Below are 15015 nucleotides of genomic sequence, written 5' to 3'. Positions count from 1 at the left end.
GGGTGGCGGCGGACCGCCCCGCGCCGCAGCCGCCGCAGCCGGCGGCCGGGTCGGCGCGCAGCGGGCACCGGGCAGCGCGAGGGCGCGTCGGACGGTTCAGGAGGCGAGGCGTCCAAGGCGGCTGACGGCCTCGGCGAGGACGTCGTCCCGCTTGCAGAAGGGCAAGGCATGAGCGCGAAGTGCCCAGGCGCAGTGGCACTCAGAACACAATCTGAGTACAGTCTGAGTATGAGCCTTGCTTACCTGGGAGCCGAGCCCGAGTCGGTTTCGTTCACAGATCTGTCGAGAAACCCGAAGGCCGTAGCCGCCCGGGCCGCCGCCCTCGGAGCTCTGCGCGTCACGCATCGGGACGCACCCGACATGGTGCTGACGACGGCCGTGCACGCGGAGCGCACCGAGGAGAACCTCACGACGGCGTCCCGACTCTTCCTCGCGCTCATGAAGCACGATGACGGGGCCCGGTCGCTTCTGCTGGCTCTGCCCGAAGTCTTCCCATGGGTGCGGCACCTGGACGACGAAGAGATGCGCGCCTTCACCGTGGAGCTCCTGGAAGCTCTGTCCGACGCGGCGGAGCTGGGTGCTCGGGAGGCCGTGCACCGTGCGCTGGTGTCCTGGAGGGCGACGGCTCGTATCCATGCTGATCCGGAGCAGCGCAAGGAAGCTCTGCGTCCGCTCGACGGGGATGACCTGGGGCCGGTCGAGGTGGGCGGGTGAGCCCGAAGAAGGGCGATCGTGTCAGTGTCCCGCCCCTGAGCGGCTGGAACGTGGTCTTCGGGACCACGGAGGCGGTGACGGGGTGGGAGGAGCTGTGCCGCGCTGCACTGCCCAGCGCCCACCGATGCCTGGAGGCGTTGCGCGCCGACCCGCTGTCGCGTGACAACTGGAACCGTCAGCACCAGCTGCGCGGGAGGCTCGCCACCAAGGAGTGGAAGGGCTCGGCGCTGGAGCAATGGGAGTTCGAGGTGACGAGTGGCGGCCGCGTGCGCTACCTGGTCAGCCCCGAGACGTTGACCGTCATCCTGGTCCATGCATCCACGCGGCACCCCAAGGACACGGAGTAGCTCGTGGTTCCCGTACAGCACGGGCTCCGGCCGAAGGGCCTGGCCCTGTGCCTGCACGTTCATCCGGCCCGCGCTCAGCGAGCCAGCCGGCCGAGGCGCTCGACCGCCTCTTCCAACACACCCGTCCCCTTGCAGAAGGTGAAGCGGACCTGGCTGCGGCCGGTGGCGGGGTCGTCGTAGAAGACGGAGTTGGGGATGGCGGCGACGCCGCAGCGTTCGGGGAGGGCGCGGCAGAAGGCCTGGCCGTCCTTCTCGCCGAAGGGGGTGATGTCGGTGGTGATGAAGTACGTGCCCCGCGGCTGGAAGACCTCGAATCCGGCGGCCCGCAGGCCGTCGCCGAGGAGGTCGCGCTTGCGCCGCAGGTCGGCGCGGAAGCCGTCGAAGTACGAGTCCGGCAGGCGCAGGGCCTCGGCCATCGCGTACTGGAACGGGCCCGCGCTCACGTAGGTCAGGTACTGCTTGGCCGTCCGGACGGCGGTCACGAGTTCCCGGGTGCCGGTCACCCAGCCGACCTTCCAGCCGGTGAAGGAGAACGTCTTGCCCGCCGAGGAGATGGAGAGCGTGCGCTCGCGCATGCCCGGGAAGCCCGCGAGCGGGGTGTGCGCGCCCTCGAAAACCAGGTGCTCGTACACCTCGTCCGTGACGACCAGGAGGTCCCGCTCGACCGCCAGTTCGGCGACCGCCGCCAGTTCGGCCGGGGTGAGGACGGTGCCGGTCGGATTGTGCGGGGTGTTCAGCAGCAGCAGCCGGGTGCGCGGGGTGACCGCGGCGCGCAGCTCGTCCAGGTCGAGGGTGAACGCCCCGGCGTGCGGGCGCAGGGTCACGGGGACCCGGACGGCGCCGGCCATGGCGATGCAGGCCGCGTACGAGTCGTAGAAGGGTTCGAGGGCGATGACCTCGTCCCCCGGTTCCAGCAGGGCCAGCAGGGCGGCGGCGATGCCTTCGGTGGCGCCCGCCGTGACCAGGACCTCCGTGTCGGGGTCGTAGGCCAGGCCGTAGAAGCGCTGCTGGTGCGCGCAGACGGCGGTGCGCAGCTCGGGGACGCCGGGGCCGGGCGGGTACTGGTTGCCGAGGCCCGTGAGGACGGCCCGGGAGGCCGCTTCGGCGATCTCCGCCGGACCGTCCGTGTCGGGGAAGCCCTGGCCGAGGTTGATCGCCCCGGTGCGGGCGGCCAGCGCGGACATCTCCGCGAAGATCGTGGTGCCGAAGCCCGCCAGCCGGCGGTTCAGGAGGGGGCGGTTGCTGCTCACGGGTGCGGTCATGAGCGCCATCCTGCGGTCAACCTCTGGACTTGCTCAAGTGTGCTTTGGTCCGCGTGGCCCGCGGGCATCCCCCTGGCACGCGGGACGCGGGGATCCCGCTCCCCCGGGAAGACCGGGGTGTGAGAGAGGGGGCGGACATGACGTTCGTCTTCATGGTGATCGGGCTCTTCGTCATCGCCTTCGTCGTGACCCTCACGATCCTGGCGGTCCGGGCGGCCGGCAGCACGGCCGCCTCCGGGTCCCACGGGTCCGGCAGTTCGTCCAGCTGGTGGGCGGGCAACGGATCCTCGGGCTCGTCGAGCTCCTGTTCGGGCGGATCGTCCTCGTGTGGCTCTTCGTCCTCCTGCAGCTCCTCGTCCTCCTGCGGGTCGTCCTCGTCCTGCGGCGGAGGGGGGTGCGGTTCCAGCTGACACGGGGCAGCGGGGGACCGTACGGACCGGGGCGCCCGGCGGGGCGGATGGCGCCGGGCGCCTTCGGCCGCCCCTGCACCGCGACGCGCGGGACGCACGGCGTTGAACACGTGAACTGGGTAGCCCCCGGGGGGATGTAAACCCCTTCAAGTTGGGTAAAAGCGCTGTGAGTGCCGTGCCTTTCATGATTCCCTCGGTTGAGTAGACCAGTCCCCGGACCTCCCGGGACTTCCTGTGGACCCGTGCCGGTGACCCCCCACCCGTTGACCACCGCTGGCGGGCCCCGGCCCCTCTCCCTCGCGCGTTTGCGGAGCCGACTCATGCTCACGACCCTCCAGACCACCTACACCGACACGCGGGCCGCCGACCTCGCCTGGGCTCTGGGGCGGGACCGACTGCCCGCCCTGGCCGTACTGCACCTCGAACTGTCCGGCGCGAAGGTCGAATTGCGCCTGCTCGGGGCCTCCCACCAGGTGTTCCTGGAGGAGGGTGAGGTGCGCTGCTCGGAGACGGTCGCCTGCATGCCCGGCAGCAGTACCCCGCTGCCGCTCGGCGTGGCCGAACGCGTGGGCGACTGGGAGTACGAATTCGCCGCACGGGTCGAGACCCTCTCCCGGGGGTCCTTCGCCGGCCGGGCGCAGGAACTGCTCGCCCTGGTCGCGGACCACCCGAACGGCCTGGCGGGCACCTTCCCGGGCAGCCCGCACGCCTTCACCGCCATGCTGGCGCAGCGCCACGAGGGCCAGGTGCGCTGGCGGACCTGGCACGCGTACCCGCAGGAGGGCCAGCTCGTGGCCACCAGGACGCGGGTCGGGGTGCGGATGGGCGCCCCCGCTCCCGCCCCCGCTCCCGCCCCCGCCACCGCCGCCGCGGAGGCCCCCGTCCTGCTGTGAACCCGCCGGCCGGGCGCCGGGGCGGCCGGGGGCGCGGAGCCGGATGCCCCGGTTACGCCAACTGGCGGGAACAGTGCGCCACTTGCACCCATGTGGGTGACCGGGTGCAGGTGGGTGGTGACGTACGGTTCGCTTCATGATCGACCGTTCCGTCCCGCGCCAGGTGCTTCCGGCTCCGGAGCCGCGGGGCGCGGCGACCGTCCCGGCCGCCCTCCCCGTACGGCCCCGGACCGGCCGACTCCTCGTCCTGGCCACCGTGTTCGTCTGCGCCGCCTGCGGGCTCGTGTACGAACTGGAGCTGCTCGCCCTGGGCTCCTACCTCATCGGCGATTCCGTCACCCAGGCGTCGGTGGTGCTGTCCGTCATGGTCTTCGCCATGGGGGTCGGCTCCCTGCTGGCCAAACGCCTGCGCAGACGGCCCGCCTTCGGCTTCGGGCTGATCGAGGCCGGACTCGCCCTGCTCGGAGGGCTCTCCGCCACGGCGCTCTACGCGTGCTTCGCCTGGCTGGGCGACTCCCAGCCCGCCCTCGTCGCCTTCTCCTTCGCCATCGGGGTGCTCATCGGTGCGGAGATCCCGCTGCTGATGGTCCTCATCCAGCGGATCCGCAGACAGGACGCGGGCGGGGCCGTCGCCGACCTGTTCGCCGCCGACTACGTGGGCGCCCTGGTCGGCGGCCTCGCCTTCCCGTTCCTGCTGCTCCCGCTGTTCGGGCAGCTCACCGGGGCCATGTTCACCGGCACCGTCAACGCGGCCGTCGGCGGCGGACTGGTGCTCTGGCTGTTCCGGCGCGACCTCAGTCCCCGCTGCCGCTGGACGCTGATCGCCGCCAATGTGACCGTGCTCGCCGTACTGGCCTCCGCGACCCTGCTCGCCGACGACTTCGAGCGGATGGCCCGGCGCGCCGTGTACGGGGGCGAGGTGCGGGTCGCCGTCCGGACCGGGGTGCAGGAGCTGGTGCTCACCGGGCCCCGTACGGGCTCCCCGCGCTCCCTCGACCTGTACCTCGACGGGCGGCTGCGGGTCAGCGGGTACGACGAGTACCGCTACCACGAGGCCCTCGTGCAGCCCGCGATGACCGGCCCGCACCGCCGGGTCCTGGTACTCGGCGGCGGTGACGGGCTCGCCGCCCGCGAGGTGCTGCGCTACCGGGACGTCGCCTCCGTCACCGTCGTCGAACTCGACCCCGGCGTGGTCCGGCTCGCGCGCACCGACCCGATGCTCTCCGCGCTCAACGCCCGGGCGTACGAGGACCCGCGCCTCGCGGTCGTCACCCAGGATGCCTTCCGCTGGCTGCGGGGTCCGGCCGCCCGGGACGGCTTCGACGTGATCGTCTCCGATCTGCCCGACCCGGGCATCACCCCGAGCACCAAGCTGTACTCCCAGGAGTTCTACGCGCTCGCCGCCCGGGCCCTGCGCCCCGGCGGGCGGATGGCGGTGCACGCCGGGCCGCTGGCCACGCAGCTGCGGACGTACTGGACGGTGGAGTCCACCCTGCGCGCCGCCGGCCTGCTGACCGCCCCCTACAGCGCCGGGGGCCGCCTCGCCGGCTTCGCCGCCGGACCGGAGCGCACCCCGCTCGGCGCGGGCGCCGCACCGCCCCAGGACTGGGGCCTGGTGCTGGCCGCCCGCGACCAGGTGCCCCAACTGCGCGTGGACCTGGACACGCCCGGGCCGACCTCGCTGTCGACCCGCTCCCTGGCGGACGCCGCCCGGGACACCGAACGGACCCGGATGCCCGGCCTCCCGCCGTCCACCCTGCCGCACCCGAGGTATTCATGACCGGGAGTCGGCGCCGCACCCGGGACGCGGGCGGGTCTCCTCGGTAGGCTCGGCCGCATGGAGCATCAGGTGTTCGTTCCGGTACCGGTCAGCGACCTGCGCACCGTGTTGCGCGATCCCGCCCGGGCGGCGCGGTGCGTGCCGGGTCTCCAGCAGGACGCCGACGCCGGATCAGGGCCGCTCGCGGGCCGGCTGAAGGTCAGGGTCGGCGGGCACACCGTCACCTACCGTGGCTCCCTGTCGCTGACCGAGCGGGACCCCGACCGCTTCGACGTGGCGGGCGAGGGCACGGAGGTGCGGGGCAACGGGACCGTGAAGCTCACGCTCGTGCTGCGGCTGACGCCCGTGGACGGCGGCACCCGGCTGGACTTCAGCGCCGGCGGCTCCGCCGACGGACGCGCCGCGGCCTTCACCCCGCAGGCCACCGCCACGGCGGCGGCGCGGCTGCTGGACCGGGCCGCCGAGCAGCTGGCCGCGGTGGCGGCGGCCGGAGCGGACACGGCCGCCGGGCCCGAGGTGAGCGACCCCGTCGCCGAGGCCGAGGAGGCCGGCGAGGGCGGGGACGACGATCGGGACGGCGCCGGGGAGGAGGTCACCGAGGTCACCGCGTCCGTGTTCGACAGCGATGTCCCCCCGCCGTCCCTGGACCCCTTTCTGGAGTCCGAACTGACCGACCTGGACGGGCTCGGGGCGGTACGGCCCCCCGCCGAGGCCGCCCACGCCCGCCGGACCATGATCGGCCGCAGCGCCGAGGAGGTGGACCACGCGCCTCCGCGGGGCCGCTACGCCCCGGTGCCCGCACCCGCCGCCACCGCGGCCGGGGAGAGCCTGCGCTGGATCGCCCCGGCCGCCGCCCTCGCCCTCGCCTCCGCGGTCGTGCTCGGCCGGGCCCTGCGCCGCCGCCGCTGACACCCCGGCCCGGTCCGGGCCGATCGGTGCGTCACCCCCTAGGCTCGCCCGTATGAGTACGCAACTGAGCGCCGGGGGCGCCGAGGTGACCGTCGACCAGGACAACGGCTGCCGGATCAGCAGCCTGCGCATCGACGGTACGGAGCTGCTGCGCCAGGGCCCGAAGTACGGGGCCTTCCCGATGGTCCCGTGGTGCGGCCGGACGGCCGAGGGGCGCTTCCACGACGGTGCGACGGTCCACCAGATGCCGCTCAACCACCCGCCCCACGCCCTGCACGGCTTCGGCCGCGAAGCGGCCTGGACCCCGGCCCGCACCACCGCCACCGAGGCGGTCTTCACCTACGACCTCGTCGCGCCCTGGCCTTACCCCGGCCGGGTCACCCAGATCTTCGAGCTCGGTGCGAACGCCCTCACCCTGACCATGGGCATCGAGACGTACGAGGACTCCTTCCCGGCCCAGGCGGGCTGGCACCCCTGGTTCCGCCGGAGCCTGGAGCCCGGCGGGGAGGACGTCAAGCTCGCCTTCGACGCCGCCTGGCAGGAGGAGCGGGGCGCCGACCACATCCCCACCGGCCGGCGCATCGAGCCCCTGCCGGGCCCCTGGGACGACTGCTTCGGCATGCCCGACGGGGTGGACGTCACCCTGACCTGGCCCGGCTCCCTGGAGCTGCGCGTCACCAGCCGCACCGAGTGGGTCGTCGTCTACGACGAGGAGCCCGAAGCCGTCTGCGTCGAGCCGCAGTCGGGTCCGCCGAACGGGCTGAACTCCCTGCCCCGCCTGGTCACGCCGGTCGACCCGCTGGAGGTCTCCAGCACCTGGACCTGGCGGCGCCTGCGGTGACCCCCCTTTAAGCTCGGGGGCATGAGTGACGTCAACGAAGTAATGCCGTCTGGTACACGCGATGCGCTTCTGCAGCAGATCAAGGACAAGGCCGTCGTGCACGGCAAGGTGACCCTCTCCTCCGGCCGGGAGGCCGACTACTACATCGACCTCCGCCGGATCACCCTGGACGGCGAGGCCGCCCCGCTGGTCGGCCAGGTCATGCTCGACCTGACGGCCGACCTCGACTTCGACTGCGTCGGCGGCCTGACCCTGGGCGCCGACCCGGTGGCGACCTCGATGCTGCACGCCTCCGCCGCCCGGGGTGAGCGCCTCGACGCCTTCGTCGTCCGCAAGGCGCAGAAGGCCCACGGCATGCAGCGCCGCATCGAGGGCACCGACGTGCAGGGCAAGCGCTGCCTGGTCGTGGAGGACACCTCGACCACCGGCGGCTCCCCGCTGACCGCCGTCGAGGCGGTCCGCGAGGCGGGCGGCGAGGTCGTCGCCGTGGCCACGATCGTGGACCGCGGCGCCGCCGACGCCATCGCCGCGGCGGGCCTGACCTACCTCACGGGCTACCGCCTCGACGACCTCGGCCTGTCCTAGTGCTGTGACCGGGGGCTGTTCCGGGGCCGTGTCCGGCCGTCCCGACGGCCCGGCGAAGTGGTGACCCAAGTCCTCGGAACGCAGCCATCCAGTTCTGACCTGCCGGTTTGTGGAGCGCCGGGATGTTTCACGTGAAACATCCCGGCGTGTTCCGCGCCAAGGGGTGACCGGCGGGGTGGAGTGTTGCACGGAGTCTGGAAAGATAGGCGCGACGATGACGTCGCCCCCAGGTCAGGGCCCGCAATAGCACACTCCCCGCATATCCAAGGAGCGGACAGATGCCCATCGCAACCCCCGAGGTCTACAACGAGATGCTCGACCGGGCGAAGGCAGGCAAGTTCGCCTACCCGGCCATCAATGTGACCTCCTCCCAGACCCTGCACGCCGCCCTGCGCGGCTTCGCGGAGGCCGAGAGCGACGGCATCATCCAGATCTCCACCGGTGGTGCGGAGTTCCTGGGTGGCCAGCACAACAAGGACATGGTCACCGGCGCGGTCGCCCTGGCCGAGTTCGCGCACGTCGTCGCCGCCAAGTACGACATCACGGTCGCGCTGCACACGGACCACTGCCCCAAGGACAAGCTGGACGGCTACGTCCGCCCGCTCCTGGAGGTCTCCGCCGAGCGCGTGGCCCGCGGTCTGAACCCGCTCTTCCAGTCGCACATGTGGGACGGCTCCGCCGAGACCCTGGCCGACAACCTGGCCATCGGCCAGGAACTGCTGGCCAAGGCCGCCGCCGCCAAGATCATCCTTGAGGTCGAGATCACCCCGACCGGTGGCGAGGAGGACGGCGTCAGCCACGAGATCAACGACGAGCTGTACACCACCGTCGACGATGCGATCCGCACCGCCGAGGCCCTGGGCCTGGGCGAGAAGGGCCGCTACCTCCTGGCCGCCTCCTTCGGCAACGTGCACGGCGTCTACAAGCCGGGCAACGTCGTGCTGCGTCCCGAGCTCCTGAAGGACCTCCAGGCCGGCGTCGGCGAGAAGTACGGCACGTCCTCGCCGTTCGACTTCGTCTTCCACGGCGGCTCGGGCTCCACCGCCGAGGAGATCGCCACCGCGCTGGAGAACGGCGTCGTGAAGATGAACCTCGACACCGACACCCAGTACGCCTTCACCCGTCCGGTCGTGGACCACATGTTCCGCAACTACGACGCGGTGCTGAAGGTCGACGGCGAGGTCGGCACGAAGTCGAAGTACGACCCCCGCACCTGGGGCAAGGCGGCCGAGGCCGGCATGGCCGCGCGTGTCACCGAGGCGTGCGCGAACCTGCGCTCCACCGGTACCCGGCTGAAGTAGCCGCGCGCAGGGCTTCCCGCAGGGCCCGGTCCCCGTCCCACGACGGCGGGCCGGGCCCTGAGGCCTTCCGTCTGCGCCCGGGCCGGGCCCTGCGGCCTTCGCGGCTTGCGCGCGGGCCGGGCCTCGCGGCCTTCGCCGTCTGCGCAGTTGCCGCGGTGCCTGCCGCGGCCGCCCGGCGGGCGCCCTCCGGAGCGCCCCGGGATACCCCAGACTGGGTGCATGTCCATTCACCAGAACCTGCTCGGGGGCCCCGCCCCCACCCACCTGCCCGACGAGCCGGGCCGCGAGGCCCTCGCCGCGGGGACCCCCGCCGTCGAGGTGGCCGCGGCACACCCCACCTCCTCCCTCGCCTGGGCGACGCTCGCCGACGAGGCCTTCGCGGCCGGCCGGACCGTCGAGTCGTACGCCTATGCCCGCACCGGCTACCACCGCGGCCTGGACGCGCTGCGCCGAGCCGGGTGGAAGGGACACGGCCCGGTGCCGTGGGAGCACGAGCCCAACCGCGGTTTCCTGCGCGCCCTGCACGCCCTGGCCCGGGCCGCCGAGGCGATCGGCGAGAAGGAGGAGTTCGCCCGCTGCTCGACCTTCCTGAGGGACTCCTCCGCCACCGCCGCGGACGCCCTGAACGCCTGAGCCCCCCGGCGGGGAGCGCGGCAGTCCGTGTGACCTGCCCCACTCCCCGCTGGAGCCCCGGCGTTGCGGCGTCCTATGATGCGGACAGGGGACCGGGGCTCCACTCACCTCACCGGAAGGAGCGGACCGCTACCCGGAAGCACGTGTCGAGGAGACAGCGATGTCGCACACCCTTGATGCCTCCGGAGACGGTTCGGCCACCCCGAACCTCGACTTCGCCGGCACCACCCCGTACGAGGACTACGTCCAGGCGGACGTCCTGACCCACCTCCAGCAGCTCCGCTCGGACGATCCGGGCGAGATGGTCTTCCTGGTGACGACCCAGGTCATGGAGCTGTGGTTCACCGTGATCGTCCACGAGTGGGAGACCGCCGCCCGCGCCCTGCGCGAGGACCGGATCCCCGTGGCGATGGATGCGCTGAAACGATCCCTCCGCGAGCTGGAGGCCCTCAACGCCTCCTGGCGCCCGCTCGCACAGCTCACCCCGGGGCAGTTCAACTCCTACCGCTCCGCGCTCGGCGAGGGCTCCGGTTTCCAGTCCGCGATGTACCGCCGGATGGAGTTCCTGCTCGGCGACAAGTCGGCCTCCATGCTGGTCCCGCACCGCGGCGCCCCGCGCGTCCACGCGGAGCTGGAGAAGGCCCTGCACGAGCCCAGCCTCTACGACGAGGTCCTGCGCCTGCTCGCGCGCCGCGGTCTCGCCGTGCCCGCCGCCGTCCTGGACCGCGACCTCGCGCAGCGCTACGAGCCCTCCGCCGAGGTCGAGGCCGTCTGGACGGCCCTGTACGCCGACCCGGAGGGCGAGGCGGACCTGCACCGCCTCGGCGAGGTCCTCACCGACGTGGCCGAACTCGTCTGGCGCTGGCGCAACGACCACCTGGTGGCCACCCGCCGCGCGATGGGCTCCAAGACGGGCACGGGCGGCTCGGCCGGCGTGGCCTGGCTGGAGAAGCGGGCCACGAAGAACGTCTTCCCGGAGCTGTGGACGGCACGCAGCCATGTCTGAGCCGACCGCGACGACCGATCCGGCGGCCCGCGCCGCCGCGCTGGACGGGGCAGACGCCCTCGGCCACCTCCGCGAGCGGTTCGTGCTGCCCGAGGGCGTCGTCTACCTGGACGGCAACTCCCTCGGCGCCCTGCCCGCCGGCGTGGCGGCGGCCGCCTCCGACGTGGTCACGCGCCAGTGGGGCGAGCTGCTGATCCGCTCCTGGGACGAGAGCGACTGGTGGAGCGCCCCGGAGCGGATCGGCGACAAGATCGCCCCGCTCGTGGGCGCGGCCCCGGGCCAGGTGGTCGTCGGCGACTCCACCAGCGTCAACCTGTTCAAGGCGCTGGTGGGCGCCGCCCGGCTGGCGGGGCCCGGCCGGACCCGGATGCTGGTCGACGCGGCCACCTTCCCGACCGACGGCTACATCGCGCAGTCGGCCGCGCGCATGACCGGCCTGACGGTGGTCCCCACCGACCCGGCGGACGTGCCCGGCGCCCTCGGCGCGGACACCGCCGTGGTGCTGCTGAACCACGTCGACTACCGCACGGGCCGCCTCCACGACCTGCCCGGCCTGACCGCCGCGGTCCGTGCCGCGGGGGCCGTGGCCGTCTGGGACCTGTGCCACTCGGCGGGCGCCCTGCCCGTGGGCCTCGACGCCCACGCCGTGGACCTCGCGGTCGGCTGCACCTACAAGTACCTGAACGGCGGCCCCGGTTCGCCGGCGTACCTGTACATCGCGCAGCGCCACCAGGCCGCCTTCGACTCCCCCCTGCCCGGCTGGAACGGCCACACCGACCCCTTCGCCATGACGCCGGCCTACCTTCCGGCCGAAGGCGTGGCGCGGGGCCGGGTCGGCACGCCGGACATCCTGTCGATGCTGGCGCTGGAGGCGGCGCTGGACGCCTGGGACGGGGTGCCGGTGGAGGCCGTGCGTGCCAAGTCGCTCGCGCTGACCGACTTCTTCCTGGAGTGCGTGGCGGCGTACGTCCCGCCGGGCCGGGTCGAGGCGGTCACCCCGGCCGAGCACGCCCACCGGGGCTCCCAGGTCTCGCTGCGCACGGAGAACGCCCGCGAGGTCATGCGCGAGCTCATCGCGCGGGGAGTCGTCGGGGACTTCCGGGCTCCGGACGTCCTGCGCTTCGGGTTCACCCCGCTGTACGTCGGATTCGCCGATGCGGAGCGGGCCGCGCGCACGCTGGGTCGCATTTTCGGGTGACAGTGTGACGAAACGTCACACCACGGGGCGGGCCGGGCTGTGGCCCCGCCCGCCCCGGCATATTCCGGGCCCCGCACGGAACGGCGCGTTCCAGACTGATACGGTCCCGCTCTGCCGGAGCACCGGAACATCTGTCCCCGCTGTCCCACGCGTTACCGAGAGGTTGAGCCGATGACGGACCCCGCCGCCGTGGAACGGGACGCCGCCGAGGCGGCATCGGCCTTCTCCCATCCGGCCGTTGCCCCGGACGCCACCGCCGCGTACGGGGAACACCCCGACCAGCTCGTCGACTTCTACGCCCCGCACCGCCGGCCCGCCGGCCCCGCCCCGCTGGTGGTGCTGCTGCACGGCGGCGCCTGGCGGGCCCCCTACGACCGGCGGCACGTCACCCCGCTGGCCGCCTTCCTGGCCCGACAGGGCTTCGCCGTCGCCAACGTCGAGTACCGGCGCGGCAGTTCCCTGCCACACCAGGACGCCGCGGGACCCGTCGCCGGCCGCTGGCCGGAGACCTTCGACGACGTGGCCGCCGCCCTCGACGCGCTGCCCGCGCTGGCCGCCGCCGCACTGCCCGCAGCAGACGTGCGCCGCGTCGTGGTCACCGGGCATTCGGCCGGCGGCCACCTCGCCCTCTGGGCGGCCGCCCGGCACGTCCTTCCCGAGGGCTCCCCGTGGCGGCTGGCGGGCCCGCCGCCGCTGCGCGGGGTGGTGGCCCTGGCCCCCATCGCGGACTTCACGGCCGCCGAGGAACTGGGCGTCTGCGGAGGCGCGAGTGCGCAGCTGCTGGGCGGACCGGAGCACTGGGCGGACCGGCTCCCGCACGCCGACCCGGCGGCGCTGCTGCCGACCGGCATCGCCACGGCGGTGGTGCACGGACGCGAGGACATCGTCGTCCCGGCGCGGGTGGCGGAGTCGTACGTGGCCGCCGCCGCGAAGGCGGGCGAGACGGTGGGACTCACCCTGCTGGACGGAGTCGGCCACTTCCCGCTGATCGACCCGGCGGCGGACGCCTGCGCGGTGGTCGCGGAGGAGATCGCCCAGCTGGCCTGGTAGCCCCGCCGTCGCCCGCCCCACGCCCGCGAGGCCGCACCGCGAGGCCAACTGGGGAGCGGACGGCCCGCGTTGGGACGGCGGGCCATCGGGTAGATTTCCCGGAAACGATTCCGACGCTGACGGGGCTGACGTGTTAGAGCTGCGGGGGAGCGGGGCGGAGCCGCTGGAAGCGGACGATCCGCGGCAGATCGGACCGATACCGCTGGCCGGACGGCTCGGCGCCGGCGGCATGGGCCGGGTGTACCTCGGGGTGCGGGACGGCCGCTACGTCGCCGTCAAACAGCTGCTGGCCTCGGTCGTCGGCGAGGACCAGGACTTCCTGCGCCGCTTCGGGCACGAGCTCGACAACCTCGCCCGGCTGCCCGAGGGCGCCACCGCACCGCTGCTGGACAGCGACCGCACCGCGCGGCCCCCGTGGTTCGCGACCGCGTACGTCCCCGGCATCACCCTGAAGGAGGCCGTCGACCTGCACGGGGGCCCGCTGCCCCGGGCCGCGCTGTGGCTGCTGCTGCGGGAGGCCTCGGCCGGGCTGGCCGCGGTGCACGCGCTGGGCATGGTGCACCGGGACCTCAAGCCGTCGAACGCCATGCTGACCTCCGACGGCCTGACCCTCATCGACTTCGGCGTCGCCCGCGCCGCGGAGCAGAGCCGGCTGACCCGGACCGGCATGGTGGTCGGCACCCCCGCCTACATGGCACCGGAACAGGCTTCGGGCACGCGCCGGCTGAGCGGCGCCACCGATGTGTTCGCCCTGGGCTCCGTCCTCGCCTACGCCGCCTGCGGGCGGCCCCCCTTCGGCGACGAGTCGGGGCACGGCGTGCTGTACCGCATCGTCCACGAGGAGCCCGATCTCGGGCCCCTGCGGGAGCTGGACCCCGCGCTCGCCGCGCTGGTGGAGACCTGCCTCGACAAGGACCCGGAGGGCCGCCCCACCGCCGCCGAGCTCCTGGCCCGGGCCACGGCCGAGGGCCCGTTCCCGGCGCCCCTGTGGCCCGCGGCCGTCGCCGCCCGGCTCGCGGAGCGGGCCGCCTTCGCCGCCGAGGTGCAGCAGGTCGACGTACCGACCCTGCCGCTCGCCGGGGCGGCCCCGGCAGCGGCGAGCGTGCCGGACCCGGTGCCGGGGGCGGATGCGGTGGTCGCGGCCCGCCCGGCGGATGCGCGGCGGCCGGAGCGCCGCCGCCGTACCCGGATCCTGCTCGCGGTGGTCCCCGTCGTCGTGGTCGGCGGCGGGACGACCCTTGCCCTGCAGCACCTGCCGTTCGTGCAGGAGACCCGCACCGAGGGGCGGGCCGACCCGTCCGCCCCGGCCGCGGCGCCGGGCGGCCAGGCGTCCCCGGCGGCGGGCGGGGCCCCCTCCGGCCCCGCGGCGTCGGCGGCCTCCTCGCCGCCGGCCGCCGGGGAGTCGCCCGGGCAGGGCGGCGCGACCGCCGGGAACGGCGTACCGGAAGGGTCCGGCGCGGTGGCGGCCGGAGCGGCTGGAGCGGCCGCGGCGGCAGGCGCCGCAGGCGCCGGCGGGGCGGGCACCGGGCCCGGCACCGGTACGCAGCCGGGCACGGGACCGGGTACGGGCGCAGGCGCAGGGGGCGGCGGCTCGGCGGGCCCGGGGACCGGGACCTCCAGCGCGCCCGGCCGCCCTGCCACCACGGCCCCGGGCAAGCCCCCGGCCAGCCCGCCGCCCGCCTCGGGCACGTACCGCTACCGCAACGGTGACAACGGCCAGTGCATCAGCCAGGTCTACGGTTCGGCGAGCTACGGGGCCTGCGGGGACGCGAGCACCCGGTGGACCGTCCAGGGCCGGTCCGACGGCAGCTTCAAGCTGGTCAACCAGCAGTCCGGCCGGTGCCTGTACTCCAACGGCCTGGGCCAGGCCGTATTCGTCGGCGACTGCGCCCAGGACATCGGACGGGTGTGGCGGACGGGCGCGGACGGCAGCCTGCGCAGCGACTACGGAGGCGGCTGCCTGGACCCGTACATGGGCACCGGGCTGCACACGCTGACCTGCGCGGGGAAGGCCTCGCAGCGCTGGACCCGGCAGGCGTAGCGCCCGCGGCGCACGGAGGGGGCGGCGGTCGGACCGCCGCCCCCT

At 74.0% G+C, this 15015-nt stretch carries 14 protein-coding genes; 13 read left to right on the top strand and 1 reads right to left on the bottom strand.

Annotation, left to right across the window (positions count from 1 at the left end):
* The first annotated feature begins 228 nt into the window (after window positions 1-228).
* A complete protein-coding gene (locus ACLJTM_RS12020) occupies window positions 229-714 on the top strand; it encodes a prevent-host-death family protein (RefSeq protein ID WP_411103496.1) in 486 nt (161 codons plus the stop codon).
* The gene (locus tag ACLJTM_RS12015) at window positions 711-1061 is read left to right on the top strand and encodes a hypothetical protein (protein WP_411103495.1); all 351 of its coding nucleotides are present in this window, start codon (window positions 711-713) and stop codon (window positions 1059-1061) included. The genes ACLJTM_RS12020 and ACLJTM_RS12015 overlap by 4 nt, the downstream gene beginning before the upstream one ends.
* A 74-nt stretch (window positions 1062-1135) precedes the next feature.
* Here the strand turns inward: ACLJTM_RS12015 and ACLJTM_RS12010 are convergent, their stop codons facing one another.
* Entirely contained in the window at window positions 1136-2332 is a 1197-nt protein-coding gene (locus ACLJTM_RS12010) for a pyridoxal phosphate-dependent aminotransferase (RefSeq protein WP_411103494.1), read from the bottom strand.
* Window positions 2333-3053: 721 nt separating this feature from the next.
* Here ACLJTM_RS12010 and ACLJTM_RS12005 point away from each other — a divergent pair.
* The 11 genes from ACLJTM_RS12005 (at window position 3054) to ACLJTM_RS11955 (ending at window position 14970) form a co-directional block, all read left to right on the top strand.
* The gene (locus ACLJTM_RS12005; RefSeq protein WP_411103493.1) at window positions 3054-3626 is read left to right on the top strand and encodes a DUF2617 family protein; all 573 of its coding nucleotides are present in this window, start codon (window positions 3054-3056) and stop codon (window positions 3624-3626) included.
* Window positions 3627-3762: 136 nt separating this feature from the next.
* Entirely contained in the window at window positions 3763-5406 is a 1644-nt protein-coding gene (locus ACLJTM_RS12000) for a polyamine aminopropyltransferase (RefSeq protein ID WP_411103492.1), read from the top strand.
* Between the two features lie 57 nt (window positions 5407-5463).
* Window positions 5464-6315, top strand: coding sequence for an SRPBCC domain-containing protein (locus ACLJTM_RS11995; protein WP_411103491.1), 852 nt, complete (start codon window positions 5464-5466; stop codon window positions 6313-6315).
* A 52-nt stretch (window positions 6316-6367) separates the two neighbouring features.
* Complete coding sequence (locus ACLJTM_RS11990) at window positions 6368-7156, top strand: aldose 1-epimerase (protein WP_411103490.1); 789 nt, start codon at window positions 6368-6370, stop codon at window positions 7154-7156.
* A 42-nt stretch (window positions 7157-7198) separates the two neighbouring features.
* Window positions 7199-7741 carry an orotate phosphoribosyltransferase gene (pyrE, locus tag ACLJTM_RS11985; RefSeq protein ID WP_411103489.1) on the top strand — a complete coding sequence of 181 codons (543 nt, stop codon included), beginning with the start codon at window positions 7199-7201 and terminating at the stop codon, window positions 7739-7741.
* Window positions 7742-8019: 278 nt separating this feature from the next.
* Complete coding sequence (fbaA, locus tag ACLJTM_RS11980; RefSeq protein ID WP_411103488.1) at window positions 8020-9042, top strand: class II fructose-bisphosphate aldolase; 1023 nt, start codon at window positions 8020-8022, stop codon at window positions 9040-9042.
* A 219-nt stretch (window positions 9043-9261) separates the two neighbouring features.
* Window positions 9262-9675 (top strand): DUF3151 domain-containing protein, encoded by a 414-nt coding sequence (locus tag ACLJTM_RS11975; RefSeq protein ID WP_411103487.1) that lies wholly within the window; start codon window positions 9262-9264, stop codon window positions 9673-9675.
* A gap of 160 nt (window positions 9676-9835) precedes the next feature.
* Window positions 9836-10681 (top strand): tryptophan 2,3-dioxygenase family protein, encoded by an 846-nt coding sequence (locus ACLJTM_RS11970; protein WP_411103486.1) that lies wholly within the window; start codon window positions 9836-9838, stop codon window positions 10679-10681.
* Window positions 10674-11879: a kynureninase gene (gene kynU, locus ACLJTM_RS11965; RefSeq protein WP_411103485.1), complete on the top strand. Its 1206-nt coding sequence runs from the start codon at window positions 10674-10676 to the stop codon at window positions 11877-11879. The genes ACLJTM_RS11970 and kynU overlap by 8 nt, the downstream gene beginning before the upstream one ends.
* Window positions 11880-12050: 171 nt before the next feature.
* Window positions 12051-12929 (top strand): alpha/beta hydrolase family protein, encoded by an 879-nt coding sequence (locus ACLJTM_RS11960; protein WP_411103484.1) that lies wholly within the window; start codon window positions 12051-12053, stop codon window positions 12927-12929.
* Window positions 12930-13059: 130 nt separating this feature from the next.
* Window positions 13060-14970 carry a protein kinase domain-containing protein gene (locus ACLJTM_RS11955; RefSeq protein ID WP_411103483.1) on the top strand — a complete coding sequence of 637 codons (1911 nt, stop codon included), beginning with the start codon at window positions 13060-13062 and terminating at the stop codon, window positions 14968-14970.
* The last annotated feature ends 45 nt before the right edge of the window (window positions 14971-15015 follow it).

It is taken from the genome of Streptomyces sp. cmx-4-9, from assembly GCF_046548835.1.
Taxonomy (GTDB): Bacteria; Actinomycetota; Actinomycetes; order Streptomycetales; family Streptomycetaceae; genus Streptomyces.
The sequence above is the reverse complement of the archived record's forward strand: the minus strand, read 5'-3'. Positions and strand labels throughout refer to the sequence as shown.

Bases quoted from the DNA above. Each gene is read 5' to 3' on its own strand.
- ACLJTM_RS11975 (WP_411103487.1), top strand. From the start codon at position 9,262: ATGTCCATTCACCAGAACCTGCTCGGGGGCCCCGCCCCCACCCACCTG.
- ACLJTM_RS12020 (WP_411103496.1), top strand. From the start codon at position 229: ATGAGCCTTGCTTACCTGGGAGCCGAGCCCGAGTCGGTTTCGTTCACA.
- ACLJTM_RS11995 (WP_411103491.1), top strand. From the start codon at position 5,464: ATGGAGCATCAGGTGTTCGTTCCGGTACCGGTCAGCGACCTGCGCACC.
- ACLJTM_RS12000 (WP_411103492.1), top strand. From the start codon at position 3,763: ATGATCGACCGTTCCGTCCCGCGCCAGGTGCTTCCGGCTCCGGAGCCG.
- ACLJTM_RS11970 (WP_411103486.1), top strand. From the start codon at position 9,836: ATGTCGCACACCCTTGATGCCTCCGGAGACGGTTCGGCCACCCCGAAC.
- ACLJTM_RS11960 (WP_411103484.1), top strand. From the start codon at position 12,051: ATGACGGACCCCGCCGCCGTGGAACGGGACGCCGCCGAGGCGGCATCG.
- kynU (WP_411103485.1), top strand. From the start codon at position 10,674: ATGTCTGAGCCGACCGCGACGACCGATCCGGCGGCCCGCGCCGCCGCG.
- ACLJTM_RS11990 (WP_411103490.1), top strand. From the start codon at position 6,368: ATGAGTACGCAACTGAGCGCCGGGGGCGCCGAGGTGACCGTCGACCAG.
- fbaA (WP_411103488.1), top strand. From the start codon at position 8,020: ATGCCCATCGCAACCCCCGAGGTCTACAACGAGATGCTCGACCGGGCG.
- ACLJTM_RS12010 (WP_411103494.1), bottom strand. From the start codon at position 2,332: ATGGCGCTCATGACCGCACCCGTGAGCAGCAACCGCCCCCTCCTGAAC.
- ACLJTM_RS12005 (WP_411103493.1), top strand. From the start codon at position 3,054: ATGCTCACGACCCTCCAGACCACCTACACCGACACGCGGGCCGCCGAC.
- pyrE (WP_411103489.1), top strand. From the start codon at position 7,199: ATGCCGTCTGGTACACGCGATGCGCTTCTGCAGCAGATCAAGGACAAG.